Consider the following 24,318-nt stretch of genomic DNA (forward strand, 5'->3'; position numbering starts at 1 on the left):
TCATTTCCGACCGTCATAAGCCGGGCGTAGCGTCGTGGCCCTCTCGACCCGGACCCGCCCGTGAGCGCTGCCCTGTTTCCCCTGTTCGCCGACCTGCGTGGCCGTGCCGTCCGCGTGGTCGGCGGTGGCGCGGTGGCCGAGCGCAAGGTCGAGGCCCTGCTCCACGCCGGCGCCCTCCCCCACGTGGGCGCACCGACCCTGACCCCGCGCCTGGCGCAGTGGGCCGAGCAGGGCCGCATCGCCTGGCAGCCGGGCAGCTTCACGCCCGACTGGCTGGACGGGGTATGGCTGGTGATCGCCGCCACCGACGAGGGCGAGGTCAATCGCGCGGTGGCCGATGCGGCCGCCGCGCGGCGCCTGCTGGCCAACGTGGTCGACGACGCCGAGCTGTCCAGCTTCCAGGTGCCGGCCCTGGTCGAGCGCGGCGCCCTGCAGATCGCCATCTCCAGCGGCGGCCATGCGCCGATGGTGGCGCGCCACATCCGCCGGCAGCTGGAGACGCTGCTGGACGACTCCTGGGGGTCGCTGGTCGCCCTGCTCGGCCGGCAGCGCGCCCGCATCCGCGCGCGCTTCCCCGAGATGGGCGCGCGCCGCCGCTTCTTCGAACAGCTGCTCGCCGGCACCGTGCCGCGGCTGCTGCGCCAACGCCAGGACGCGGCCGCCGAGACCGAGCTGCAGCGCGCGCTCTCCAGCGCCACCCAGGCCCACGCCGGCACCGTCACGCTGGTCGGCGCGGGCCCGGGCGATGCCGGCCTGCTCACGCTCAACGCGCTGCGCGCGATGAACGAGGCCGACGTGATCCTGCACGACCGCCTGGTCAGCGCCGAGGTGCTGGCCATGGCCCGCCGCGACGCCACCCGCATCGAGGTGGGCAAGTCGGCCCAGGGCCACAGCACGCGCCAGGACGACATCCACGCGCTGATGCTCGAACACGCCCGCGCCGGCCGGCGCGTGGTGCGGCTCAAGGGCGGCGATCCGTTCGTGTTCGGCCGCGGCGGCGAGGAGCTGGAATTCCTCAAGGCCCACGGCATCGCCTTCGAGGTGGTGCCCGGCATCACCGCCGCGCTGGCCTGCGCGGCGTATTCGGGCATCCCGCTGACCCACCGCGACCATGCGCAAGGCCTGCGCCTGGTGACCGCGCACTGCCGCGACTCCCTGGACACGCTGGACTGGCAGGCGCTGGCGCAGGAACGCCAGACCCTGGCCGTCTACATGGGCGTGGCCGGGCTGGAGACCTTCCGCGAGCGCCTCATCGCCCACGGCCGCGCCGCCGCCACGCCGTTCGCGCTGGTCGAGAACGGCTCGCGCCGCACCCAGCGCGTGGTCACCGGCACCCTGGCCGACCTGGCCGAGACCGCGCGCCACCACCAGGTGCGCTCGCCGGCCCTGCTGATCCTGGGCGAGGTCGCCGCGCTGGCGCACACGCTGCACTGGCACGGCGATGCGCCCCTGGCCGCGCCGGCATCACAACATCCCGACAACATCGACGCGCCCACGCTGTCGCGCGCCGCCTGATCCCACCCTTCTAATCGGAAGAGACGTCTTCGCATGGCCATCTACGACAACATCCTGGACACCATCGGCCGCACCCCGGTGGTCAAGCTTCATCGCCTCGCGCCGGCGCACACCACGGTGTATGCCAAGGTCGAGTCGTTCAATCCCGGCGGCTCGGTCAAGGACCGCCTGGCGCTGGCGATCATCCTCGACGCCGAGGCCCGCGGCCTGCTCAAGCCGGGCGACACGGTGGTCGAGGCCACCTCGGGCAATACGGGCGTGGCGCTGGCGATGGTGTGCGCGGCGCGCGGCTACAAGTTCGTGGCCACGATGGTGGAGACCTTCTCCATCGAGCGCCGCAAGCTGATGCGCGCCTACGGCGCGAAGGTCATCCTGACCCCGGCCGCCGAGCGCGGCAGCGGCATGGTGCGCAAGGCCAAGGAGTTGGCCGAACAGCACGGCTGGTTTCTGGCCAGCCAGTTCGCCAACCCGGCCAATCCGGCCTATCACCGCAACACCACGGGCCCTGAGATCCTGCGCGACTTCGCCGGCCAGCGCCTGGACTTCTTCGTCACCGGCTGGGGCACGGGTGGCACCCTGACCGGCGTGGGCGAAGTGCTTAAAGTCGCGCGCCCGGAGACCAGGATCATCGCCACCGAGCCGGCCGGCGCGGCGCTGCTGAAGGGCGATGAGTGGAAGCCGCACAAGATCCAGGGCTGGACCCCGGACTTCGTGCCCGAGGTGCTCAACCGCGAGGTCTACGACGAGCTCTATACCGTCACCGACGAGCGCGCGATCGAGACTTCGCGCCGGCTGGCGGCAGAGGAAGGCATCTTCGTCGGCATCTCCGCCGGCGCCACCCTGGCCACCGCGCTGGAAGTGGCCGAGAAGGCCGTGCCGGGCTCGGTGATCCTGGCGATGCTGCCCGATACGGGCGAGCGCTACTTCTCCACCCCGCTGTTCGCCGACATCAACGAAGGCAGCGACGACGACTGGCTGGCCGGGCTGCCCTAGGCCCCGCGCGCAGCGTCAGGAAGTCAGCAACGGGCCGCTCAATGCGGCCCATTGTCCGTGGTCGCCGTGGTCGGCACGTAGGCCTTGAGCGTCTGCGCCGCGCACTTGGGGTGGTTGGTCACCAGCACGTCGGTGTAGTGCGCATCGATGTAGTCGAGATAGGCCTTGCAGCCCTGCTTGGCGACCTTGGCGTTCAGCGCCGCGCTGTCCTCGCCCTCGCCGTCGATCACGTCGGTCACCAGCACCGCCCCGGCGGTCTTGGCGTAGCCGAAGACCTTGTTCTTGGAGTCCTGCGGCACGTACATCGCCAGCGGCCGGCCGGCGGCGATGCGCTTGTAGTAGTTGGCGTCGGACTGGGTCTTGATCAGCACCGAGACCATGGCGCCATCGGCACTGGCCAGCGCCTCGGCCGCCGCGCCGCGCTCGAAGGTCAGCAGGATCACGCGGTCCTGCAGCTTGCGCTCGCGCAGCAACGGCGCCAGCGTCGCCGCCTTGATGCCCTTCAGGTCGATCATCAGGATCACGTCGGGCACGCCGGCGGCCCAGTCCAGGACCTTGGTCAGGCGCGGCAGGGCCTCGTCGGTCGGCTTGCCGTGGCCGTCCTTGAGCTTGACCGCGTCCAGCGCCTGGCTGGTCTGCGCCTTGATCGGGCCGGTGCCGGTGGTGGTGCGGTCGAGGGTGGCGTCGTGCAGCAGGTAGAGCACGCCGTCCTGGCTGGCGGCCAGGTCCATTTCCACGCCGATCTGGTGGCTGGCCACCTGCTGCATCTGCACCAGGCTGTTCTCGGCGCCGTCGGGGGTGGCGCGGCCGCGGTGGGCCACGATCAGCGGCCGCTGGGACAGTCGCATCTGAGGCAGTTCGGCGCCCTGGCGGCGGCTCTGCGCCAGCGCGGGCGCGGCCATCAGCAGGGCCAGGGCCGCCAGCGACAGGGCGCGCAGGGGGCGGGAGGAAGCGAGGTTGGCAGGCATGGGGTCATTCCTTCGGCACGCCGTGCGACCACGCCTCCCAGTGCGCCAGGATGGCCTCGGTCAACGCATGCCCGACTCGGTAGGCGTTGTGGGTGGATGGCAGGAAGCCACCGGACTTGGCCGACAGCGAGGCGCCCACGTCCTGTCCTGGCGCCTCGCGATCGAAATTGGAGGCCGTGCGCAGCAGGGCGACGCGGGCGAACTGCAGCCTGCCCGCCTCGGCTCCCCGCTGGAGCGCGGTCAGGCTGGCATTGTCCTCCATCTGCGTGATGCAGTAGTGGCCGCGCCCGTCGGTGGTCAGCTGCACGTAAGCCTCCATCGCCGTGGCGATCAGGCTGCCGTGCCAGTAGGTGTCGCTGGTCAGGCTGTCGCAGATGCTCACCGCCGGCGCGGCGCGCGCGGCCGGCTGCGGATACTGCAGGCGATAGGCCGCGGCCGCGTCGCTGTCCTCCAGCGGCACGCCCGCGCTCAGGGCGTAGGCCTTCTGCAGCAGGGCCTCGTCGAGCTGGAACACCTCGGTCCCGGTGCGGTGCTCGACCTTCTGCCCCGGCGCGGTGGCGCCGAGCATCAGCAGGTTGGACGACCAGCCGGCCGGCTGCTGGCGCGGATCGACCGCGCGCATCAGGCCGCCATCGATGGCGTAGCGCGCCCAGTGCGCCGAGCCCAGCGTGCCCTGCTCCGGCGCGACACCGCCGATGCCGGCGATCAGGAAGTAAGTGCGGCGCAGGTCGAAGCGCGGCGAGGCCACCAGCGCGGCGACCGAGCTGGCCGCATTGGCCAGGCCCATGTCGGTGGTCATCAGGCACAGCCCGGCGCGCGTGCAGTCCACGGTCGGGTACTTGGGCGACAGGCCCGGCACGGGCACCTGCGTGTCGAAGCGCTCGGCCTCGCGCCAGGGCGCGGCCTCCGGCGCGAACATGGTGATCACCAGCACCTTGGGCGCCAGCGGCTTCTGCGCGAGCGCCGGCATGGCGCACAGGCCGAGCAGCGCCGGCAGCAGGAGCTTGGTCAGAGGACGGAACATAGGACCTCCGGTATGGAATAGGAGAAGGAGACGCACGGACCGGACAGGCGGCGCCGATCGTCGGGAAGCGCGGACGCAACGAGGTCACGATCTCCGCGCATCACGCGCTGGGAGCGGACCATCGAGCGCGTGGAAAGATCTCGCATCGCCTCTGCCGCCCTGCGGGCAGGGCGACAGACGCAGGGTCCGCGGGGACGAAGCCCCGCGGACGATGAAACGCGCAGCGCGGACCGTGGCCCGCGGCTGCGCGGCACCCCGGCGTTACAGGTCGAACGAACCGCCCACCGTCACCATGAAGGTGCGGTCCTGCAGCAGCTGGTAGGTATCGGTACCGACCGAGCGATAGGTCGTCACGCTGGAGGCCCAGGTGAAGGCCTTGCGGTTGGCCACGTTCCACAGGTTGACCTTGATGTAGGGCTTCTTCAGCCAGCCCGCATCGGCGAAGTTCCAGCCGCCATTGAGGTTGATCGTGGTGTAGCCGCCGGCGTGGGCGCGGTTCTCCCAGTCGGCGTAGATGCCGCCCAGGACATTGGCGTTGGCGCTGGCCCAGAACGGACCCTGGTCATAGTTCACCGCGACGTAGCCCACGTTCTTGGGCGCGTTGATCATGGTCTTGCCGTCGGTGTCGTAGGTGACGCCGGCCACGGTCAGATCGCTCTTCATCTCCGACTTGTTGTAGGCGTAGGAGGCGTAGGTGGACCAGTTGTCGTTGAACTTGTAGCTGACCTCGCCGTTGATGCCGGTCACATCGACCTTGTCCAGCGTGGTGTAGACCGAGGCCTTGCTGACCGGGTCGGTGCCGCTGACCTGCTTGTCCTTGAACTTGCTGCTGTAGATGTCGACCATCGCGCTGATCTGATCGCCGTAGAAGCGCCAGCCCAGGTCGGCGGTCCAGGAGGACTCGGGCTTGGGCTTGATCGTGCCGCTGGGCTGGGCCAGCGCCGCGGCCGCGGCCTTGCTGTAGAAGTAGTTCAGCGCCGCGGTGTTGATCGGGGCGCGGTAGGCCTGGCCGATGCCGAAGTAGAACTGGTTGCGCTCGTCGAGCTGGAACTTGACGCCGCCGGTCGGGGTGAACTTGTTGTACTTGGCCTCACCCTCGCCGGTCACCTCGCCCAGGCTGGTGCCGCGCGTCGCGATACCCGAATCCGGCAGGTTGGTGTACCAGCCCTTGCGGTTGACCCAGGTGTAGGCGCCGCCCAGCGTCACGGTCCACTGGTCGTTGGGCGTCCAGGTGTTGGTCGCGAACAGACGCTTGGTGTCGGTGATGGAGTAGGAGCGGTAGGTCTGCAGGGCGCTGCCGTTGGGATAGGTCAGCATGTCCTCGTTGTCCTGGCCCCACAGGTTGGACGGATCGCCGTCGATGCTGGTGGGCATCAGGTTGCGGCTCTGCTGGTTGCGGGGACGCTCGTAGAGCGCGCCGAATTCCAGGCTGTCGTTGAGGCCGAAGTCCTTCTTGAACTTGACGTGGATGCCGGGACGGTAGGTATCGGAGGTGTACATCTGATAGATCGGCACGTTCGCATCGCGCGTGTCGCCGTCCTTGTTGGCGTCGATGCCGCCATAGGCCGATTCGTTCTGGGTGGTGCCGCTGCCGCCACCGCCGTAGCCGTAGACCATGTACGGCACCACGGACAGGTGCAGCGAGTCGGTCAGGGTGAACTCGCCGTCCAGGCTGGCGATCCAGCTGCGGAACGGGTTGGTCTGCATCCAGGCATAGGCGCTGGGCACGGCCGGGTTGTAGTTGCCGTCGTAGCCGAAGTGGTAGTTCTGGTGAGCCTGGGCCTTGGTGACGTTGCGGTAGTTGTTCTTGAACTCGCGGTTGTACTGCAGCGAGCCGGTGATCGAGTTGTCCTCGTCGATGGTCCACACCGACTTAGCGTCGACCTTGGTCACCAGCGACTTGCCGGTGCCGCGCCACAGGCTGGTCTCGTTGTTGGAGTAGGAGATCCACGAACGCAGCGGGCCGGTATCGCCGGTGTTGTAGCGCAGGAAGGTGCGGTGGTAGCCGTTGCTGCCCGCGCTCTGGCTGAAGTCCAGGCCCGCCTCGGCGGTCGGATCGACGGTGACCCAGGCGATGTTGCCGCCGGCCGCGCCGATCACCGGCGAGGTCACGCTGGGATAGCCCTGCTCGACGGTGATGTCGCCCATGTTCTCGGTGTCGCCGTACTCGGTGGCGTACATCTTGTAGTTGCCCGAGTCGTTGATCGGCACGCCGTTGACGGTCACGCCCACCTCATCGGGCGGGTAGCCACGCACGGAGAACTGGCCATCGTTGAGGCCGGTCACATCGTTGGTGGCCGAGGTCGCGCCGGGGATACTGGACAGCATCTGGGTGAAGTTGGCGCCGGGCGCGGCTTTGAGGATGGCTTCGCGGCCGATGGTGGACACGGCCTTGGGCGCGTCCTGGACCTGCATGTTGCCGCCGCCCAGCGACAGCGAGGTGCCGGTGACCTTGACCGCGTCGAGCTGGCGCGCGCGCTGGGTGGCGTTGGAGTTGGTGGTGTTGGAGGTGGTGGTGACGCTGCTGCGCTGCCCGGCGTCGGTGCCGGTGGCGTCCTGGGCGAAGGCGGCGCCGGCGGTCGCGTACAACGCGGCCGTGACGGCAAGGGAAAGGAGCGCTTTGTTCATGTGGGGATTGCCTGTGTGGGTAAGGGTTCTAGCCAAGACACCGCCGCGTCGGCGCGCGCGGGCACCGATCAGCGTCCGGGCCGCGTCCGTGGCCCTGCCGCTTCCAACTCCGGATTCAGGGCACCGCCGCGCCGACCGCGTGCGGCTGGGGCCGGGTCAGCAGGCGCGCCATCAGCGCCTCGAAACGCGGTACATCGACGCTGCGCACCACGGTCTGACGCCGCTCGCCCAGGCCCGGCGCGTATGGCGGGCTCCAGGACAGGATGTCGCCGTAGCCGGCGCCGCGGTCGAGGTTGGTATCGACCATCAACTCGTCGGACTGGGTAATCAGCGAGGGATCCAGCCACACCGCCACTGCCAGCTCGTCCCACAGCGGGAAGCCGGTCTGGCGCGAGGCCAGCGCGCGGGCGATCGGCGTGTCGGCCGCGCGCATGCGCGCCAGCAGCGCCGGAGTGACCTCGGTGGCGGTGGACGGATCGACCGGCACCATCACGATCTTCTTCCACGGCGCGCGCATGACGATGCTGGCGGCCTCGGGATCGAAGCGGATGTTGAACTCGCGCCGCGGCGTGTTGACGAACTCGCGCGCGAACTGCCGCGCCGCCTCGCTGTCGCGCGTCTGCTTGGGCTCCAGGCTGCCGCCCATGTAGACCAGTTCCTTGGCCAGGCTGGCGAACTGCGGGTCCAGGCGCTGGGCCAGCGCCAGGTTGGTCAGCGGGCCGGTGGCGATGATGGTCACCTGGCCCGGATAAGCGCGGACCATGCGCAGCAGGAACAGCGCCGCCGGCTCGTCGCGGGCCTTGACCACGCTGGGATTGCCCAGCTTCAGATCGCGCACCACCTCCGGGCCGTGGTAATCGGGATCGGCCTGGAAGTTGTCCTCGACCCAGTGCCTCATCCACACGCCCTTCCACACCAGCTTGCCGTACAGCGCTTCCCAGCGCTCGGTCTGCGCTTCGGTGTTGACCAGCGGATCGATCGCGCCCTGCGCCACCGGCACCTCGGGATGGCCAGCGATCTCCAGCATGCGCCGCGCATGCGCGGTGGCCTGGGTCGCCCAGGCGTTGCCGCTGACGGTGGTCAGGCCCAGCACCTGCACATCGGGCGCCTGCAGCGCCATCACCTGGGCCGGGGCGAAGCCGTCCAGGTCGTCGTCCAGGATCACCAGCTGCTTCTGCCCCGCCCACGCCGAGGCGCTCGCGGCCAGCGACAGCAGCAGCGCGCCCTGCGCCAGGGCCCGTGCGAGGCGGCTCATCGGCGCGCCTCGGCCAGCTGCTGGGTCTCGAAGGCGACGAAGTCGCGCTCCAGCTGCCACTGCAGACGCGCCTTCTCGCTGCCCTCGAGCAGCGCCTTGCAGCGCGCATCGGCGCTGCCGGAAACCAGCGAGCCGGCGCAGGCGGCCACGGGCGTGCGGCCGTCCGCGTCCCACAGGCTCTGGCCCGGCGCGAAGGAATAGGTCAGCCCATTGCGCGCGACCTGCTTGAGCGTGGCGTAGTCCAGGCCCTGCTCGGTCACCGCGCGCTGGTATTCGTGGGTCATGTCGCTGCGCGAGACGCCCTCGTCATCGGTGGAGAGCACCACCGGCACGCCGGCGGCCAGGTACATCGGCAGCGGATGGTCGCTGCCCTTGACCCCGAGAATCACGTCGTTGCTGGTCAGGTTGATCTCCACCGCCACGTGCTGGGCCTTCATCTGTCGCAGCAGTCCGGCGGCATCGTCCTCGTAACCGATGTCCACGCCGTGACCGATGCGCCGGGCGCCGATGGCCACCGCATCGCGGATGTGGAAGCGCAGGTCCGCCGGCGGCACCAGGCCCAGGCTCAGTTCGCCCGCGTGCAGGGTCAGCGGCACCTGCGGGTAGCGCGCGGACAGCAGCTTGAACATCGCCATGTGCAGGCGGTAGTCGCGCAGCGCGACCGGGTTGTCCTCCGGCGCGACGATGTTGACCCCGGCATAGCGCTGCGGATCGGCCTGCACCACCGCATAGCCCATCAGCATCTGCCCGAACACCACCGGCGCCGGCAGCGTGCGCAGTGCGTACGGCACATAGCGATAGCGCACGCCGCAGCCGATGCTGGCGTCTGTCTGGCCGCAGCGCAGCAGCTGGGCCACGCGCGCATCGAGCGCGGCGGTGTCGGCCTTGGCCGCCTCGACCAAGGCCGGCAGCTGGGCCTGCAGCGGCGCCAGGTTGGCGTCCAGGTCGGTGGCGTTCCAGTCCAGCGCACCGGCGCGCTTGCCGAGCTCGGCCGACTGGGCGGGATTGGCGATCAGCTCGACATAGCTGACGCGGTCGCGCGCGGCCTGCTCCAGCGTCGCGGCGATCGCGTCGGGGCGACGCGCCTGCGAACTGCCGAACCGGGCGAAGGTGCTGAAGAACTGGTCGTGCCCCGAGGCGGCCGCATTGCCCTGCACGAAGTTGCGCATCGACAGCGCATCGACCGTGGCGGAGAAGAACGCCGCATCGCGCGCGGCCAGGCCGTGCGCCGGCACCGTGCCCTCGCCGCACGGCGGCGGCAGCAGCTGGTGGGTGTCGCGGGCGATGCAGCCCTGGTCCTCGTCGGCCCAGCGCAGGAAATCCTCGGCGTAATTGCTACCACCCACATGGTTGTGCAGGTCCGCGCCCTTGGGCATGGCCTGCAGGAAGGCGCGCAGCTGCGGGCCGTTGCCCGCCACGCGCTGCATCAGCGCGGCCACCTTCGCCTCGCGCGCGCCGGCCGTGCCGCCGCCATCGGCCGCCGAGGCCTGGCCGACCAGCGCCACACAGGCGATCACGCCCCAGATTGTTCTACTTCCCACCACGTGCACGACTCCCCTTGCCAAAACGTCTTGCGAAATCCTCACCGCCCCGCGTCGCGCTACAGCGCGTAACGCAGCACGAACAGCGCCGCCACCACCCAGGTCGCCACGTGCACGCCGCGCCAGCGTCCGGTGCCGAGCTTGAGCAGCGCATAGCTGACGAAGCCCAGCGCCAGGCCGTTGGCGATGGAATAGGTGAACGGCATGCCCAGCGCCGCCAGGCTGGCCGGCATGGCCTCGGTGACATCGCTCCAGTCCAGGTGGACCAGCTCGCGCAGCATCAGCCCGGCCACGTAGATCAGCGCCGGCGCAGTCGCATAGGCCGGCACCATCGCGGCCAGCGGCGAAAACAGCAGCGCCAGCAGGAACAGCGCGGCCACCGTCAGCGCGGTCAGGCCGGTGCGGCCGCCGGCCTGCACGCCGGCCGCGCTTTCCACGTAGGCAGTGGTGCTGGAGGTCCCCAGCAGCGAGCCGGCCAGGATCGCGGTGCTGTCGGCTACCAGCGCGCGATCGAAGCGCTGGCGCTGGTCAGGGCGATCCAGCAGCCCGGCGCGCTGGGCCACGCCGGCCAGCGTGCCGGTGGCGTCGAACATCTCCACCAGCAGGAACACCAGCAGCACATGCAGCAGCGCGGCCACGCCGCCGTGCTGGGTCAGCGCGCCGGCGATGTCGAGTTTGAGGAAGGTCGGCGCCAGGCTCGGCGGCCAGGCCAGCAGCCCGGCGTAGTGCACCTTGCCCAGCGCCAGGCCGGCGGCGGTCACCGCCAGGATGCCGATCAGGATCGCCCCGCGCACCCGCAGCGCGTCCAGGATGCCGATCAGCACCAGCCCGGCCAGCGCCAGCAGCGGCTCGGCCTTGTGCAGATCGCCCAGAGTCACCAGCGTGGCCGGGCTGTCCACCACCAGACCCGCGCCCTGCAGGCCGATGAAAGCTAAAAACAGGCCGATGCCCGCGGCGATGCCGCTGCGCAGCGACAGCGGGATGCCGTCGACCAGCCAGCGCCGCGCGCCGGTCAGGGTCAGCAGCACGAACAGGCAGCCGGACAGGAACACCAGCCCCAGCGCCTGCGGCCAGGCATAGCCCATCGTGCCGACCACGGTGAAGGCGAAGAAGGCGTTGAGCCCCATGCCCGGCGCCAGGCCGATCGGCCAGTTGGCCAGCAGCCCCATCAGCGCCGACCCCAGCGCCGCGGCCAGGCAGGTGGCCACGAACACCGCGCCCTTGTCCATGCCGGCCGCGCCCAGGATGTCCGGGTTGACGAAGACGATGTAGGCCATCGTCAGGAAGGTCGTCGTCCCGGCCAGCAGCTCGGTGCGCACCGAGCTGCCGTTGCCGGCCAGATCGAAGCCGCGGCCCCTCACCGGCGGACACCCCGTGCGGGGGTGGGCGAGGCAATGGCGGCGGGCTGCAATCGGGGCATGAGCGGTCCGGTGGCGAAGGGGTGCGGCTTGGGCGGCATCGCGGCGCGGGCGCTGCACGGCGCGGATCACGGCACGGGCGGATTCCCGCGTCGGACCCGGCGCGCGGCCGGCCAGACGATGCTGCAGAGCAACACGATCTTTTCACACGGAACTTACGGATTTGCAAGCCGTCGAAAGTCACGGTGTGTGACGGCTAGGCGACATTTCCGCCTTATTTAGAGCGGTGCGCGGGGTCGCCCTTGCCGCGAGGGGCGGAAGTCGGCACCTCTCGCCCCTCCAGCGAAAGTCCCTGGATTCCCGCGTTCGCGGGAATGACGGTAGAGCGTTCTTTGCGCCTTCCCCTTCTGCTTCCACGCCGCAGGATCGGCCCCCTCCCTTTCGCGCAGCGAAGGGGAGGGCTGGGGAGGGGTCGCTTTTGGGGCTCGCCCCGTATCGCTCGGCGGCCGCTCCCCCTGCCCCCCTCAAGGCAGCCGCAGCACCTGCCCCTGGACCGGCAGCACGAACGCGACGCCCTGGCGGTTGCCCGCCTCCAGCTCGGTCTTCACCAGCGCGCGCGGATCGCGCCCCTGCACCAGGCTCGGCTTGATATGCCCCACCAGCACTGGCAGCCCCTTCAGCGGCGCGGTGCCGCCGGTCGCGGCGGCCAGCGCGTCCAGCTCGCGCAGCAGCCAGGCCGGTGTGAGATGGCCGAACAGCTGCGCATCCGGCACATCGTCCGGGAACGAGGCCTCGATCAGCAGCCCCTTGAGCGCGTGCCGGCGCACCAGCGGCGCCAGCACCTGCCAGATGTCCGCCAGCCGATGCTGGCCGCCGGACAGCGCATCGGGCCCGGTATCGCCGAAGTAGGCGAAGTACGCATCGCCGCTGCGCACCAGCAGCATCGTCGAGGTGAGCCGGTCGTGCCACAGCGGATAGGCGCAGGCCGAGAGCGAGGTCCGGGGCACGTCGAACCACTGCCCCGGTACGACGTCGGTCAGCACATAGCGGCCTAGCGCCGGTGCCGGCCCGCGGTCGGCGAAGTTGGGCCAGGCCTGCCAGTTGAAGTAGTCGGCGCTGAGCGTCTCCAGCGTCGGCGCCAGCCCGTAGATCGGCTTGCGGCCGGCATCGTCGGTGGCCGCGACCAGCAGCCCGCCGACATGGTCCAGATGCGCATGGCTGATGAAGGTGCCGGCGATCAGGTTGCGCAGCACCTGTCCCTGCGGGGTGAGCCCGTCGGCCGGCCGCAGATCGGCGAACGCGCCCTGCCGCAGCGCCTGCGCGATGCCTGGCAGCACGGTGCCGGCATCCAGCGCCAGATAGCGCGTGTCGGCCTGGGCGCGGATCAGATAGGACGACAGGTTGCCCTCATCCAGCCCACCCTCGACCCCAAGCGCCACCAGCTCGAATCCCGCGTCCTTCGGCGCGGCCAGCGCGAGGCTGGCCGGCAGTACCAGCGCCAGCAGGCCAAAGCGGAAGAGCGTACGAAGACGGGCGATGGACATCGGCGAACCCTGGCAGGTGGGGCGGCCAGTCTACGGGCGCTTTCCCGCAGGCCGCGGGCTAAGATGTCGCCCCGGACCCAAGGACGATCACGCGGCGTGCTGGAAGAACACACCCTGGAAGGCGCTGCGCGCCTGTCGAACACCCCGCTGCTGGTCCGCCTGACCGCGCCGGTGCATTTTCTGCTCGCCTTCGGCCTCGCCGCGCTGGCCCAGCGCGTGCTGGCCCTGCCGCTGCCGCAGGGCGGCGCGCTGCTGGCGATGCAGTGGGCCGGCTCGCTGCTGGCCCTGGCCGCGCTGGGCCTGGCGCTGTGGTGCTTCGCGCTGTTCGCCACGCGCCGCACCACCATCCTGCCCTCCAGCCAGCCCTCGTCCCTGGTGGAGCGCGGCCCGTACCGCCTGACCCGCAACCCGATGTATGTCAGCCTGCTGGCCAGCTATATCGGCCTGGCCGGCTATCTGGTCGTGCCCTGGGCGCTGGTCCTGCTGCCGCTGCCGTGGCTGGCGCTGCGGCAGGTGGTGATCCCGTTCGAGGAAGCGCGCCTGCGCGCCGAGTTCGGCCCCGCCTACGCGCGCTACTGCGCCCGCGTGCGCCGCTGGCTGTAGAGCGGAGCTTGCTCCGCTGGGGCCTTGCTCACGGACCGAACGAAGCGCAGCGGAGCTTGCTCCGCTGGGGCCTTGCTCACGGACCGAACGAAGCGCAGCGGAGCAAGCTCGGCTGGGGCCTTTCCCACGAACCGAACGAAGAGCAGCGGAGCAAGCTCCGCTCTACCGTGGCAGGGACGCGTGGATAATGCGGTCATGAGCCAGACCTGCATCGGACTCACCGGCGGCATTGCCTCGGGCAAGAGTGCGCTGGAGCGCGCCTTCCTGGCGCGCGGCATCGTCGTGGCCGACGCCGACCGCATCGCGCGCGCGGTGGTCGAGCCCGGCACACCGGCGCTGGCCGCCATCGTGGCGCACTTCGGCGCGGACGTGCTCGATGCGCAGGCCGGGCTGGACCGCGCGGCGATGCGCCGGCGCGTGTTCGAGGACGAAAACGCGCGCCAGGCGCTGGAGGCCATCGTCCATCCGGCCGTGCGCGCGGCGCTGGAGGCGCAGTGCCGCGCCGCCGCCAGCCCGTATGCGGTGGCGATGATCCCGCTGCTGGCCGAAGGCGGCGGGCGCGAGCGCTACCCGTGGCTGCAGCGCATCTGCGTGGTCACCGCGCCGCTGGAAGTGCGCATGGCGCGGCTGCTGGCGCGCGATGGCATCGACCAGGCGCTGGCCCAGCGCATGATCCAGGCCCAGGCCAGCGACGCCCAGCGCCTGGCCATCGCCGACGACATCGTGCGCAACGATGGCAGCCTGGATGAGATCGACCAGGCCGTGGCCGAGCTGGACGCGCGTTACCGCCTGCTCGCCGGCGCCTGAGCGCCGCACAAGACCTCAGCCCGAAGGCCACAGCCCGCGGAGCGCGGCGATGCCCTGCGCGCCGTGCTGGTGCGCCTGGGCCATGTCGTCCACCCCCAGCCCACCGGTGGCGTAGATCGGCAGCGACACGATCTCGCGCAGGGCGGCGAAGGCGTCCCAGCCCAGCGCGGGCTGGGTGTCGGTGCCGCGCACCGGGCCCAGGGTGACGAAGTCGCAGCCCAGCGCCTCGGCGCGGCGCAGGTGCTCGGCCGATCGGCACGAGGCGGCCAGGCCCACGCCGGCCGCGACCGGGCGCGCCTCGATGCGCATCAGCTGCTCGGTGCGCAGGTGCAGGCCCACGCCCAGATCGCGTGCCAGCTTGGCCGCGCCCTCCAGCAGCACCTCGGCGCCGGCATCGCGGCACAGCGCCACCGCGGCGGCGGCCAGCGGCGGCCAGCCCGCGTCGCCCTCCAGGCTGCGCGCGCGCAGCCGCACGCGGCGCACGCCGCCGGCCAGCGCGGCCTCCAGGCCGGCCAGCCAGGCCGCGGGCTCCGCACCGGGTTCGGGCGTGATCAGGTACCGGTCGGGCTGCTGCAGCACCGCCACCACGGGCTTGTCGGCCGCCGGCATCGGATAGCGCTGCAGCTTGTCCTGCGCCACCCAGGCCAGCGCCTGGCCCTCCATGCCGCGCGGCACGCCCTTCCAGGTGGTCACCCGGCGCACGTCCAGCAGCAGGCGCTTGTCCGGATACAGGTGCGGCACGCGCATGATCGGCGCGCCGACCTGCACGGTGATGCCCAGCTCCTCCTGCAGCTCGCGCACCAGCGTCTCCTCGGTGGATTCGCCCGGCTCGCGCTTGCCGCCGGGGAACTCCCACAGCCCGGCCAGATCGCGGCCGTCGCCGCGCCGGGCCAGCAACAGGCGGCCGCGCGCATCGGTGATGGCGGCGGCCACGACATGGATGAAGCGCAGCGGTGCGGGCTCGGTGGTGGACACGGGCGGTGCGGGATCGTCAGAGGGGAAGGTGCGCACTCGGACCCGGCAGCCGCCAACCGCGCGGCCACCGCACCGATCATGCGGGAACGCCACCATGGTACCGGACGAGCGCCCGTGGGAGCCGCCATGGCGGCGATGGGGCTTTCCTGGTAAAGCCCTCGCCGCCGTTGCCCGACGGCCACAAGGGCGGCCCCCACCTGTAGCTGGGGCCTTCCCCACCAACCGAACGAAGAGCAGCTGAGCTTGGTCCGCCGCGTTTCGGCCGGATCGGCGGAGAGCCCCAGCGGAGCGAGCTCCGCTCTACAGGGAGTCCGCGATTGGATTGGAGGGTACAGCTGTTCCCACAACCGCTCAGTGCTTGTCCGGCACGCGCTCGTAGTTGGACAGGGCCAGTTCGAGCAGGGCCTTGGCCTGCTCGCGCAGCACCGGCGGGGCGACGATCTCGGCGTCCGAGCCGTAGTGCAGCACGTCCATCAGCAGCTCGCGCGAGGCGCTGTAGGGCACCTTCAACTCGTAGCGGCCATCGGGCAGGAAGCGGCCCTCCTGGCGCGCATGCCACTGCTCGTCGGCGACCCAGCGCGCCGCCTTGGGGCTGAACACGATCGTCGCCCAGCCCTTGGGCTCGCCGGAGAAAATCCCGTAGCTGGAGGCCAGGTGCTGGCTCAGCTCGTCCTTGCCCATCTCCACCGCCGCCTCGTCCAGCGCGCGGGCGTTGCTGATGCGGTCCACCGCGAAGCTGCGCAGCGCCTCGCGGCCGTGGTCCCAGGCGTCCAGGTACCAGTTGTCGCGGTAGTGGGTGATGCGCTGGGGCGAGACGACGCGGCGGGTGCGCTCGTCGGTGGAACGGGCGCGGTATTCGAAGCTCAGCTGGCGCCGCTCCAGCACGGTGCTGGCCACGCAGCGGAACGCGGCCTCGTCCAGGCGCCGGCCGCGGTGCGGGATCACCCGCACGCGTTCGACCGGCCAGCGCTGGGCGCCGGCGTGGTCGGCCAGCAGGCCCTCCAGGCGCTTCTGCAGCGGCGCCAGCGCGCCGGCCAGCACCCCGCCGCCGGTGCGCAGCAGCAGCTGCTGCGAGGCGACCAGCGCGTAGAGCTCGTCCGAGCTGAGCCACAGGCCCGGCAGCTCGAAACGGTCGCTCTGCCCGGCCGCATAGCGGAAGCCGGCCTCGCCGTCGCCCTCCACCGGCGCCATCAGCGCATCGCGCAGGTAGGCCAGGTCGCGGTAGACGGTGGCGCGCGAGCACCCCAGCTCGTCCTGCAGGCGCTTGACGGTGACCGGGTAACGCGCGCCCTTGAGGATGCGATGCAGCGCGGTGATGCGTTCGATCTTGTCCATGCGCCCGATTATGGCCGAGCATGGCATCAAGAAGACGCAGGTGCGCTTCAGCCGCCCGCGCGCAGTCTTGCGCCCGCGGGACGGGTTCCCGCCCTGCCCGCCGCCGGAGTCCGTTCGCCCCATGCACCGCCCCGCCGTCCCCGCCCTGGCCTGCCTGCTGCTGGCCGCCTGCAGCCCCTCCTCGCCACCGGCCAGCTCCCTGCCCGCCACGGCAGCCGGCACGCCGCTCGAACGGGTCACCGCGTCGATGCAGGCCTTCCAGGACGCGCGCAGCTTCCATGCCGAGATGCACCTGCAGGGCGCGCGCGAGACCCGCGACACGCTGGATTTCGTCGCCCCCGACCGCTACCGCCTGCAGATGCCCATCGGCACCCAGGTGATCGTCGGCAACGTGCTCTACCTGCAGTCGCAGGGCCGTACCGAGAAGCTGCAGCTGCCCGAAGGCATGGTGGCGCAATGGCGCGATCCGATGCGCGTGCACGAGAGCCGCGGCCAGCTGCGCGTGCGCGAGGCCGGCATCAGCCAGATCGACGGCGTGCAGGCGCGGCAGTACGAGGTGACCAACGGCCCGGCGCAGGCGCCGGTGCAGTTCACCTACTGGATCGGGCCGGACGGCCTGCCGCTGCAGCTGCGCCACAGCGGCCTGTCCCAGCAGCAGCCCTACACCATGACCGTGCGCTACAGCCGCTTCAACGACCCGTCCATCATCATCGACACGCCCGTCTCCACGCCCTGAGGGCGTCGCCGTCTCGGACTCGCCTAGCGTCTGGAGACGAGGACGGCAAGCGGGCGCATTACGTTGACATTCAACGTTGCGAAAAGACACTTTCGCGCCGAAGGCCGGGGATCACCGGCCTTTTTGCTATCCCCGCGTCCCCACCCCACACGGAGATTCCTCATGTTCCGACGCCTTCCCTGCGCCCTGTTGCTCGCCGTGGCAGCGCCGCTGCCCGCCCTGGCCGGCAACCTGGTCGACACGCCCAGCCTGGCCAAGATCGACAACAACACCGGCTGGACCGGCAACGGCGAACTGGGCCTGGCCATCTCGAAGGGCAATACCGACAACGAGACCTTCGTCGGCAAGGCCAACCTCGCCTACAGCGACGACACCTGGAAGCACGCCTTCGGCGTGGCCGGCCAGTACGCCAAGGACGACGGCGAGGAGACCGCGCGCCGCTATGAACTGTTCGGCACCAGCGGCCGCCGCCTGAGCGAGCGCAGCTACATCTGGGGCTCGGTGCGCAACGAGCGCGACCACTACACCAGCTACGAGTACCAGTGGACCACCGCCGTCGGTTACGGCTACGAGGCGATCAAGAACGACACCCAGCACCTGACCTTCGAGATCGGTCCGGGTTACCGCTGGTCCAAGGACCAGGGCGTGCAGGTGCACCACAACGAGACCATCGGCCGCGGCATGATCGACTACGGCTACAAGCTGACCTCGACCACCTCGCTGGTGGACACGCTGCTGGTCGAGTCGGGCAGCGACAACACCTTCATCAAGAACCTGTTCGGCCTGCAGGTGGCCATGTCCGAACGCCTGGCGCTCAAGGCCGGGCTGGAGACGCGCCACAACACCGAGGTCGATCCGGACACCAAGAAGACCGACAACCTGACCACGGTCAACATCGTCTACAACTTCAAGTAAGCCGCGCGCCCGCGCGATCAAAGCCCTCGCCGTGGCGACACGGCGGGGGCTTTTTATGTTGAAGCCCGAGTGCATCGAAGACGCGGGACTCCCCTCCCGTCATTCCCGCGAACGCGGGAACGACGCTTAGAGGTTTGCTCGCGGCCTAGCGCTGCCACCTCAAAGCTCGCCATCCCCGCGAACGCGGGGATCCATGGACTCCCATGCAGGTCCCGCAACGTCCTTGGGTTCACGCCTTCGCGGGAACGACGATGCGTGTTGGGCATGCTGAAGGGACGACGCAGCCCGTCGTTCTCGAACAATGATGCTGCCGGGCGTCGACGCCGCGCAGGGTTCGACCTGCCACCGGCAAGCGATCTGGTGCCTCAGACTTCCAGCTCGGCCAGCAGCGCATCGGCGCCATTGGCCAGCAGCGCCTGGGCGACCTGATGGCCCAGGTTCTCCGGCGTCAGATCGGGCGAGGAGGCCTCCGCGTGCACCAGCGTGCCGGCCTGCGCCGAGCCCACCAGGCCGCGCAGGCGCATGCCGCCGGCGGTTTCCTCGGCGAACGCGCCGACCGGCACGTGGCAGCTGCCGTGCAGGGCGCGGTTCATGGCGCGCTCGGCTTCCACGCAGCGGCGCGTGGGCAGGTGGTCCAGGGCGGCGAACAGCGCCAGCACCTGCGGCGCATCGCTGCGGCATTCCACCGCGATGGCGCCCTGCGCCGGTGCCGGCAGCCACTGCGGTGCGGCAAGGCGCGTGGCGATGCGCGCGTCGAAGCCCAGCCGCTGCAGGCCGGCGCAGGCCAGGATGATGGCGTCGTAGCTGCCCGCGTCGAGCCGGGCCAGACGGGTGTTGACGTTGCCGCGCAGGTCGACCAGCTCCAGATCCGGCCGCAGCGCGCGCAGCTGCGCCTGGCGCCGCAGCGAGGAGGTGCCCACGCGCGCGCCATGCGGCAGCGCATCCAGCCGCCGATAGGCATTGGAGACGAAGGCATCGGCCGGATCGGCGCGCTCCAGGATGGCCGGCAGCACGAACGGCCCCTCCAGCTCCATCGGCACGTCCTTGAGCGAATGCACCGCGCAGTCGGCGCGGCCGTCGAGCATGGCCAGCTCCAGTTCCTTGAGGAACAGGCCCTTGCCGCCGATCGCCGCCAGCGAGCGGTCCAGCACCTCGTCGCCGCGCGTGCTCATCGGCACCAGTTCGACCTCCAGGCCCGGATGGGCCAGGCGCAGCTGGTGGGCGACATACTCGCTCTGCCATAGGGCGAGCGCGCTCTTGCGGGTGGCGATGCGCAGCGATCTCATGCGGGCATTATCGCCGCAAGTGGGGATTGGGGATTGGGGATTGGGGAGCTTAGGGTGACTTTCGTACCGTCATTTCCGCGACCCCAGGAATGACGAGCACAAGCGGAGTACTTTTCCCTGCCCCGCCGATCCCAGCCTCTAGAGTGTCTTGACCGTCTCGCGCAGGGCGGGCACGCAGCGGCGGCTGACTTCCAGCGGCGCAGGCGCATGGCGCAGCACGGCCTGCACCTTGCCGTCGTCGACCCGGCGCAGTTCCATCAGCTCGTGGCGGGCGACCAGGCAGTTGCGGTGGATGCGCACGAAGCGGCTGGCGAACTCCTCCTCCAGCGACTTGAGCGATTCCTCGATCAGGTCCTCGCCGCGCGCGTGGTGCACCACCACGTACTTCTCCTCGGCCTGCAGGTAGTGGATGTCGTCCAGCGGGATCAGCCGCAGGCTGCCGCGCAGGCGCGCGCACAGGTGCGTGCGCGCCTGGCGCTGGGCCGCGCTGGGCGCCGGCGCGGTGCTGCGGCCGGCGGCGAAGGTGCGCGCGCGTTCCAGCGCCGAGGCCAGGCGCTCGGCGCGCACCGGTTTCATCAGGTAGTCGATCGCCGCGGCCTCGAACGCCGACAGCGCATGCGCGTCGTAGGCGGTGCAGAACACCACGGCCGGCCGCGGATCGAAGGCGGCCAGGTGGCGCGCCGCTTCCAGTCCATCGACCCCGGGCATGGAGATGTCCAGCAGCACCAGATCGGGGCGCAGTTCGGCCACCGCCTGCAGCGCGGCCAGCCCATCGCCGACCTCGGCCACCACTTCGGTGCCGGGCTGCTCGGCCAACAGCGTGCGCAGGCGCTCGCGGGCCAGCGGTTCGTCGTCTGCGATCACCACCGTCAGGGGCATGCGCACCTCAGGCCAGGGGAAGGGCGAGTTCACAGGCATAGTAGCCTTGCGCCCAGAAGCCCGTCACCCGCGCCCCGGCGCCGAAGCGATACGCCAGCCGGTGGGCGATATTGCGCTGGGCGTGGCCGGCGCCGCGCCCCACCGCCGGCACCGGCACGCTGCCCGGCTCGGGCGCCGGGTTGCGCACGACGATGCGCAGCGTCTTGTGCTCCACCGTCAGGGCGATGTCGATGGTGCCGCCCTGCGGCAGGCGCGAGATGCCGTGCAGCACCGCGTTCTCCACCATAGGCTGCAGCACCAGGCGCGGCAGCACCAGGTCCCAGGGCAGCGGCTCGGTACGCTCCCAGCGCACCGTCAGGCGCTCGCCGAGGCGCAGCGATTCGATCGACAGATACTGCTCGGCCAGCTCCACTTCCTGGGCCAGGGTGGAGTTGTCCTCGCCCGCGCCCAAGGCCGCGCGGAATAGGTCGGACAGATCCAGCACCGCGCGCTCGGCCACCTGCGGCTTGCTGTGCAGCAGGCCGGCGATGAGATTCATGCTGTTGAAGAGGAAATGCGGGCGGATCCGCGCCTGCAGCGCATCGGCCTCGGCACGCGCGCTGGCCTGCACCTGCGCCGCCCAGCGATCGCTGACATAGAAGTAGCGCAGCGCCAGCGCGCCGATCAGCATCACCATCGCCGCGCTGCTCAGGCTGAAGCGCCAGAAGCCCACCGCCGGCGCGCCCTCGGGCAGGCCGATGGTGGAATACAGCACGAACAACGCGCTGGCCGACAGCAGTCCCACCGCGCCGGCCAGCGCCAGCGCCGCCACGGCGCCCAGGCGCGGCGGCAGGCGGCTCAGCTGCGGACGCAGCAGGCACAGCAGGGCGGTCGCCGCGATCGCCTGCCACAGCGCGAAGGCGCTGATCGAGGCGAAGTGCTCCACGCTCCACTTGCCCGTGCGATCCGGCGCCAGCGCCAGCACCACGACCACCAGCTCGGCCAGGCCCAGGATGATCGTCAGCCGCGGCAGCGTGCACAGTTCGGGCAACCACCCCTGCGCGGCGGGCGTGGTGGTCATGCGTCAGGCGAAGCGCCGCGACATCCAGTCGCCGAGGTCGCGCACTTCCTCGGCACTGACCGAATGCGCCATCGGATAGTCGTGCCAGTCCACCTGGAAGCCGGCGGCTTTGAGCGCCTGCGCGCTGCGCTGGCCGAAGGCCGGCAGTACCACCGGGTCGGAGGTGCCATGGCCCATGAAGATCGGCTGGGCCTTGGCGGCCTCGCTGGCGAAGTCGGCCAACTGGTCCGCGCCGGGCAGATAGGTGGACAGCGCGATCAAACCCGCCAGCGGCACGCGGCGGCGCACGCCGGCGGCCAGGGTGATCGCCCCGCCCTGCGAGAACCCGGCCAGCAGCACGTTGGACGGCGCGATGCCACGTTCACCCTCACGCGCCAGCAGCGCCTCGACCTGGCCGATGGACTGTTCCACGCCGGCGGCGTCGGCCCGCGTGGCGAAATCCATGCCGGCGATGTCGTACCAGGCGCGCATGCGCAGGCCGTTGTTGATCGTGACCGGCCGCACCGGCGCATGCGGGAACACGAAGCGCAGCGCCGGCCAGCCCGGACGCACCAGCTCGGGCACGATCGGCGCGAAATCATTGCCATCGGCGCCCAGGCCATGCAGCCACAGCACGCTCCAGCTCGGCTGGGGGCCGGTCTGCAGTTCGACGGCGTCGAGGAGTTCGGTCATGGGGATTCTCGTGTCAGGGGCGACGACGCGGGCGCCGGAGGCTCAGTCCAGCTCGACCATTTCAAAGTCGTCCTTGGTCACCCCGCAGTCGGGGCAGGTCCAGGTGTCCGGCACGTCCTCCCAGCGCGTGCCCGGCGCGATGCCTTCCTCGGGCAGGCCGTCGGCTTCGCGGTAGATGAATCCACAGACCACGCACATCCAGTTGCGGTAGGTGGTGGCATCAGGCTCGGGCATCGGATAATCGCAGGTCCTAGGGGTGCCCCATTGTCACACAGCCCCCCTGCACACCGGAGTCGCCATGCCTGCTTCCCTGCCCAGTGGCCTGTACCTGCTCACGCCCGACCTCGACGATGACGCGCAGCTGCTGGCGCGCGTGCGACCGCTGCTGGACAGCGGCGCGGTCACCTGGCTGCAGTACCGCAACAAGTCGGTGGGCGATGCCCAGCGCGCGCGCCAGGCCGCCGCCCTGCTGACGCTGTGCCGGGCCGCAGGCGTGCCGCTGATCATCAACGACGATGCCGCGCTGGCGGTGGAACTCGGCGCGGCCGGCCTGCACCGCGAGGACGCCACCACGCCGCTGGCCGAACTGCGCGCCGCCCTGGGCCCCGATGCGCTGCTCGGCGCCTCGTGCTACGACCAGCCGGCGCTGGCCTACGAGGCCGTGGAGGAAGGCGCCAGCTACGTCAGCTTCGGCGCCTTCTTCGCCAGCCGCAGCAAGCCCGGCCCGCACCGGGCGACCACCGCGGTGTTCGACGCCACCGCCGGCCTGGGCGTGCCGCGCGTGGCGATCGGCGGGCTGACGCCTGCCAACGCCGGGCCGATCATCGCCGCCGGCGCCGACCTGGTGGCGGCGATCGGCGGTGTGTTCGACGCGCCCGATCCGGTGGCCACGGCCCGCGCGCTGCGGGCCTTGTTCGACTAGCTGACGTGGCCGCCGCGGCCCGCTCGTTTAATCGAGCGCGGCCTTGACCGCGGCCGGGTCGGCCAGCGACTGCACCGTCTCGATCAGGCGCACGGTGTTGCCGCCGAGGATGGCGCGGACCTGGTCGTCCTTGTAGCCGGCGTCCAGCAGCGCCTGCACCACCTTGGGCAGGGCGGTGATGTCCTCGTAGCCGGCCACGCCACCGCCGCCGTCCCAGTCCGCGCCCAGGCCGACATGCTGCCAGCCGGCCACCTCGATGATATGCAGCAGGTGGCGCATGTAATCGTCGAAGTTGGCCTTCTTGATGTTGTACTTGGCGTCCAGCGCGGCGATCTGCGCCATCGCCTGCTTGCGCGCGTCGGCATCGAGCCCGCGCCGACCGCCGAAGGACTGGTAGATCTTGCCGAGCTCGGCGCGGTACTCCGGCGTGGCGCCGGTGTCGATGAGGTAGCCGCCCAGCGAATTCACCTGGATCACGCCGCCATGCGCGGCCAGCACCTTCAGGCGCTTGTCGTCCAGGTTGCGCGGATGCGGGTAGACGTCCCACGCGCCGCTGTGGGACAGGATGATCGGCGCCTTGGACAGGGCGATCATCTGGTCGAACACCTCCGGCGAGGCGTGCGAGTGGTCCAGGATGATGCCGAGCTTGTTGGCCTCGACGATCATCTGCCGGCCCTTGTCGGTCAGGCCCTCGCGCGCGGTCACCGCGCCGGGCGCGGTGCCGGCCGAGTCGGCGAAGTCGTTGTGGCTGCCGTGCACCAGCGAGAGCATGCGCAGGCCGGCCTTGTAGTAGTAGCTCAGCAGCGTGGGATCGTGCGAGAGCGGATAGGCGTTCTCCATGCTGATGTAGACCGACTTCTTGCCCTCGGCCTTGATCCGCGCCGCGTCGCCGGCCACGGTGGCCAGCGCGAACTTGTCGGGGTTGGCCGCGACCATCTCGCGGATCTCGCCCAGCCGCTTGAGGCCGAAATCGCGCGCCTTGCGCTTGCTCATCTCATCCAGCGGACCCTGGCCGGTGTAGACCACCCAGAAGCCGCCGTCCAGCCCGCCTTCGACCATGCGCGGATAGTCGATCTGGCTGCCGTCGCCCTGGAAGGAATGCCGGTCGGTGATCTTCCAGCCCGGCTGGCCGAACAGCGCCGGCGTATCCAGATGCGTATCCAGATTGATCGCGCTGGCCTGCAGCGCGCGCGCCTTGTCCGACACCACCACATCCTTCGCCAGCACCTGGCCGGACAGGCCCGTGCACGCCAGCAGCGCGGCGACCAGCAACTTCTTCTTCATGACACCCATGACCCACTC

22 protein-coding genes are annotated in these 24,318 nt (G+C 70.6%); 7 read left to right on the forward strand and 15 right to left on the reverse strand.

The features are described from left to right. The first annotated feature begins 60 nt into the window (after positions 1-60). Entirely contained in the window at positions 61-1,515 is a 1,455-nt protein-coding gene (gene cysG, locus WFQ05_RS18645; protein WP_337054888.1) for a siroheme synthase CysG, read from the forward strand. Positions 1,516-1,548: 33 nt separating this feature from the next. Beyond that, positions 1,549-2,508 carry a cysteine synthase A gene (gene cysK / locus WFQ05_RS18650; RefSeq protein WP_130515693.1) on the forward strand — a complete coding sequence of 320 codons (960 nt, stop codon included), beginning with the start codon at positions 1,549-1,551 and terminating at the stop codon, positions 2,506-2,508. A 38-nt stretch (positions 2,509-2,546) separates the two neighbouring features. Here cysK and WFQ05_RS18655 read toward each other — a convergent pair whose 3' ends face one another. The 7 genes from WFQ05_RS18655 to WFQ05_RS18685 form a co-directional block, all read right to left on the reverse strand. Continuing rightward, positions 2,547-3,476 (reverse strand): glycerophosphodiester phosphodiesterase family protein, encoded by a 930-nt coding sequence (locus WFQ05_RS18655; RefSeq protein WP_130515691.1) that lies wholly within the window; start codon positions 3,474-3,476, stop codon positions 2,547-2,549. A 4-nt stretch (positions 3,477-3,480) separates the two neighbouring features. Further along, positions 3,481-4,500, reverse strand: coding sequence for a purine nucleoside permease (locus tag WFQ05_RS18660; protein WP_337054889.1), 1,020 nt, complete (start codon positions 4,498-4,500; stop codon positions 3,481-3,483). A 261-nt stretch (positions 4,501-4,761) separates the two neighbouring features. Then, positions 4,762-7,128, reverse strand: a complete 2,367-nt coding sequence (locus WFQ05_RS18665) for a TonB-dependent receptor (protein ID WP_130530890.1) — start codon at positions 7,126-7,128, stop codon at positions 4,762-4,764. 115 nt (positions 7,129-7,243) lie between these two features. Beyond that, complete coding sequence (locus tag WFQ05_RS18670; RefSeq protein WP_337054891.1) at positions 7,244-8,383, reverse strand: nucleoside hydrolase; 1,140 nt, start codon at positions 8,381-8,383, stop codon at positions 7,244-7,246. Continuing rightward, positions 8,380-9,810 carry an adenosine deaminase gene (locus WFQ05_RS18675; RefSeq protein WP_337054914.1) on the reverse strand — a complete coding sequence of 477 codons (1,431 nt, stop codon included), beginning with the start codon at positions 9,808-9,810 and terminating at the stop codon, positions 8,380-8,382. Before WFQ05_RS18675 ends, WFQ05_RS18670 begins: the two co-directional genes overlap by 4 nt. 173 nt (positions 9,811-9,983) lie before the next feature. Then, complete coding sequence (locus WFQ05_RS18680) at positions 9,984-11,285, reverse strand: NCS2 family permease (RefSeq protein ID WP_337054892.1); 1,302 nt, start codon at positions 11,283-11,285, stop codon at positions 9,984-9,986. Between the two features lie 521 nt (positions 11,286-11,806). Further along, the gene (locus WFQ05_RS18685) at positions 11,807-12,826 is read right to left on the reverse strand and encodes a 3',5'-cyclic-nucleotide phosphodiesterase (RefSeq protein WP_337054893.1); all 1,020 of its coding nucleotides are present in this window, start codon (positions 12,824-12,826) and stop codon (positions 11,807-11,809) included. A 99-nt stretch (positions 12,827-12,925) separates the two neighbouring features. Here WFQ05_RS18685 and WFQ05_RS18690 point away from each other — a divergent pair, with 99 nt between their 5' ends. Continuing rightward, entirely contained in the window at positions 12,926-13,429 is a 504-nt protein-coding gene (locus WFQ05_RS18690; protein ID WP_235872770.1) for an isoprenylcysteine carboxylmethyltransferase family protein, read from the forward strand. 195 nt (positions 13,430-13,624) lie between these two features. Continuing rightward, complete coding sequence (coaE, locus tag WFQ05_RS18695; protein ID WP_337054894.1) at positions 13,625-14,236, forward strand: dephospho-CoA kinase; 612 nt, start codon at positions 13,625-13,627, stop codon at positions 14,234-14,236. 15 nt (positions 14,237-14,251) lie between these two features. Here the strand turns inward: coaE and WFQ05_RS18700 are convergent, their stop codons facing one another. Beyond that, positions 14,252-15,211, reverse strand: a complete 960-nt coding sequence (locus WFQ05_RS18700; protein WP_337054895.1) for a Nudix family hydrolase — start codon at positions 15,209-15,211, stop codon at positions 14,252-14,254. A gap of 351 nt (positions 15,212-15,562) precedes the next feature. Further along, positions 15,563-16,546, reverse strand: a complete 984-nt coding sequence (locus tag WFQ05_RS18705) for a YafY family protein (protein WP_130523262.1) — start codon at positions 16,544-16,546, stop codon at positions 15,563-15,565. A gap of 121 nt (positions 16,547-16,667) precedes the next feature. Between WFQ05_RS18705 and WFQ05_RS18710 the strand changes: the two genes are divergently transcribed. Next, on the forward strand, positions 16,668-17,282 hold the full coding sequence (locus WFQ05_RS18710) for a hypothetical protein (protein WP_337054896.1): 615 nt from the start codon (positions 16,668-16,670) through the stop codon (positions 17,280-17,282). Between the two features lie 162 nt (positions 17,283-17,444). Beyond that, a complete protein-coding gene (locus tag WFQ05_RS18715; RefSeq protein ID WP_130515669.1) occupies positions 17,445-18,197 on the forward strand; it encodes a DUF481 domain-containing protein in 753 nt (250 codons plus the stop codon). A 365-nt stretch (positions 18,198-18,562) separates the two neighbouring features. Here WFQ05_RS18715 and hemC read toward each other — a convergent pair whose 3' ends face one another. The 5 genes from hemC to WFQ05_RS18740 form a co-directional block, all read right to left on the reverse strand. Beyond that, positions 18,563-19,483, reverse strand: coding sequence for a hydroxymethylbilane synthase (gene hemC / locus WFQ05_RS18720; protein ID WP_337054897.1), 921 nt, complete (start codon positions 19,481-19,483; stop codon positions 18,563-18,565). Positions 19,484-19,621: 138 nt separating this feature from the next. Beyond that, positions 19,622-20,362 (reverse strand): LytTR family DNA-binding domain-containing protein, encoded by a 741-nt coding sequence (locus WFQ05_RS18725; RefSeq protein ID WP_205953480.1) that lies wholly within the window; start codon positions 20,360-20,362, stop codon positions 19,622-19,624. A gap of 7 nt (positions 20,363-20,369) precedes the next feature. Continuing rightward, positions 20,370-21,422: a histidine kinase gene (locus tag WFQ05_RS18730; protein ID WP_337054898.1), complete on the reverse strand. Its 1,053-nt coding sequence runs from the start codon at positions 21,420-21,422 to the stop codon at positions 20,370-20,372. Positions 21,423-21,425: 3 nt separating this feature from the next. Further along, positions 21,426-22,094 (reverse strand): alpha/beta hydrolase, encoded by a 669-nt coding sequence (locus WFQ05_RS18735; RefSeq protein WP_130523259.1) that lies wholly within the window; start codon positions 22,092-22,094, stop codon positions 21,426-21,428. Positions 22,095-22,136: 42 nt separating this feature from the next. Continuing rightward, on the reverse strand, positions 22,137-22,328 hold the full coding sequence (locus WFQ05_RS18740; RefSeq protein ID WP_130515663.1) for a rubredoxin: 192 nt from the start codon (positions 22,326-22,328) through the stop codon (positions 22,137-22,139). 64 nt (positions 22,329-22,392) lie between these two features. Here WFQ05_RS18740 and thiE point away from each other — a divergent pair, with 64 nt between their 5' ends. Next, positions 22,393-23,016, forward strand: coding sequence for a thiamine phosphate synthase (gene thiE / locus WFQ05_RS18745; RefSeq protein WP_337054899.1), 624 nt, complete (start codon positions 22,393-22,395; stop codon positions 23,014-23,016). A gap of 27 nt (positions 23,017-23,043) precedes the next feature. Here the strand turns inward: thiE and WFQ05_RS18750 are convergent, their stop codons facing one another. Next, positions 23,044-24,309, reverse strand: a complete 1,266-nt coding sequence (locus WFQ05_RS18750) for a dipeptidase (protein WP_337054900.1) — start codon at positions 24,307-24,309, stop codon at positions 23,044-23,046. Between the last annotated feature and the right edge of the window lie 9 nt (positions 24,310-24,318).

The sequence above is a fragment of the Pseudoxanthomonas sp. USHLN014 genome (assembly GCF_037153335.1).
In the GTDB taxonomy this organism is placed as follows: domain Bacteria; phylum Pseudomonadota; class Gammaproteobacteria; order Xanthomonadales; family Xanthomonadaceae; genus Pseudoxanthomonas_A; species Pseudoxanthomonas_A winnipegensis.

Excerpts from the sequence above, each read along its gene's own strand:
- WFQ05_RS18665 (WP_130530890.1), bottom strand. The coding sequence starts at position 7,128 with ATGAACAAAGCGCTCCTTTCCCTTGCCGTCACGGCCGCGTTGTACGCG.
- WFQ05_RS18710 (WP_337054896.1), top strand. The coding sequence starts at position 16,668 with ATGCACCGCCCCGCCGTCCCCGCCCTGGCCTGCCTGCTGCTGGCCGCC.
- WFQ05_RS18740 (WP_130515663.1), bottom strand. The coding sequence starts at position 22,328 with ATGCCCGAGCCTGATGCCACCACCTACCGCAACTGGATGTGCGTGGTC.
- WFQ05_RS18685 (WP_337054893.1), bottom strand. The coding sequence starts at position 12,826 with ATGTCCATCGCCCGTCTTCGTACGCTCTTCCGCTTTGGCCTGCTGGCG.
- WFQ05_RS18675 (WP_337054914.1), bottom strand. The coding sequence starts at position 9,810 with ATGCAGCGCGTGGCGGGCAACGGCCCGCAGCTGCGCGCCTTCCTGCAG.
- cysK (WP_130515693.1), top strand. The coding sequence starts at position 1,549 with ATGGCCATCTACGACAACATCCTGGACACCATCGGCCGCACCCCGGTG.
- hemC (WP_337054897.1), bottom strand. The coding sequence starts at position 19,483 with ATGAGATCGCTGCGCATCGCCACCCGCAAGAGCGCGCTCGCCCTATGG.
- WFQ05_RS18655 (WP_130515691.1), bottom strand. The coding sequence starts at position 3,476 with ATGCCTGCCAACCTCGCTTCCTCCCGCCCCCTGCGCGCCCTGTCGCTG.
- WFQ05_RS18715 (WP_130515669.1), top strand. The coding sequence starts at position 17,445 with ATGTTCCGACGCCTTCCCTGCGCCCTGTTGCTCGCCGTGGCAGCGCCG.
- WFQ05_RS18660 (WP_337054889.1), bottom strand. The coding sequence starts at position 4,500 with ATGTTCCGTCCTCTGACCAAGCTCCTGCTGCCGGCGCTGCTCGGCCTG.
- WFQ05_RS18670 (WP_337054891.1), bottom strand. The coding sequence starts at position 8,383 with ATGAGCCGCCTCGCACGGGCCCTGGCGCAGGGCGCGCTGCTGCTGTCG.
- WFQ05_RS18725 (WP_205953480.1), bottom strand. The coding sequence starts at position 20,362 with ATGCCCCTGACGGTGGTGATCGCAGACGACGAACCGCTGGCCCGCGAG.
- thiE (WP_337054899.1), top strand. The coding sequence starts at position 22,393 with ATGCCTGCTTCCCTGCCCAGTGGCCTGTACCTGCTCACGCCCGACCTC.
- WFQ05_RS18730 (WP_337054898.1), bottom strand. The coding sequence starts at position 21,422 with ATGACCACCACGCCCGCCGCGCAGGGGTGGTTGCCCGAACTGTGCACG.
- WFQ05_RS18750 (WP_337054900.1), bottom strand. The coding sequence starts at position 24,309 with ATGGGTGTCATGAAGAAGAAGTTGCTGGTCGCCGCGCTGCTGGCGTGC.
- WFQ05_RS18705 (WP_130523262.1), bottom strand. The coding sequence starts at position 16,546 with ATGGACAAGATCGAACGCATCACCGCGCTGCATCGCATCCTCAAGGGC.
- coaE (WP_337054894.1), top strand. The coding sequence starts at position 13,625 with ATGAGCCAGACCTGCATCGGACTCACCGGCGGCATTGCCTCGGGCAAG.
- WFQ05_RS18735 (WP_130523259.1), bottom strand. The coding sequence starts at position 22,094 with ATGACCGAACTCCTCGACGCCGTCGAACTGCAGACCGGCCCCCAGCCG.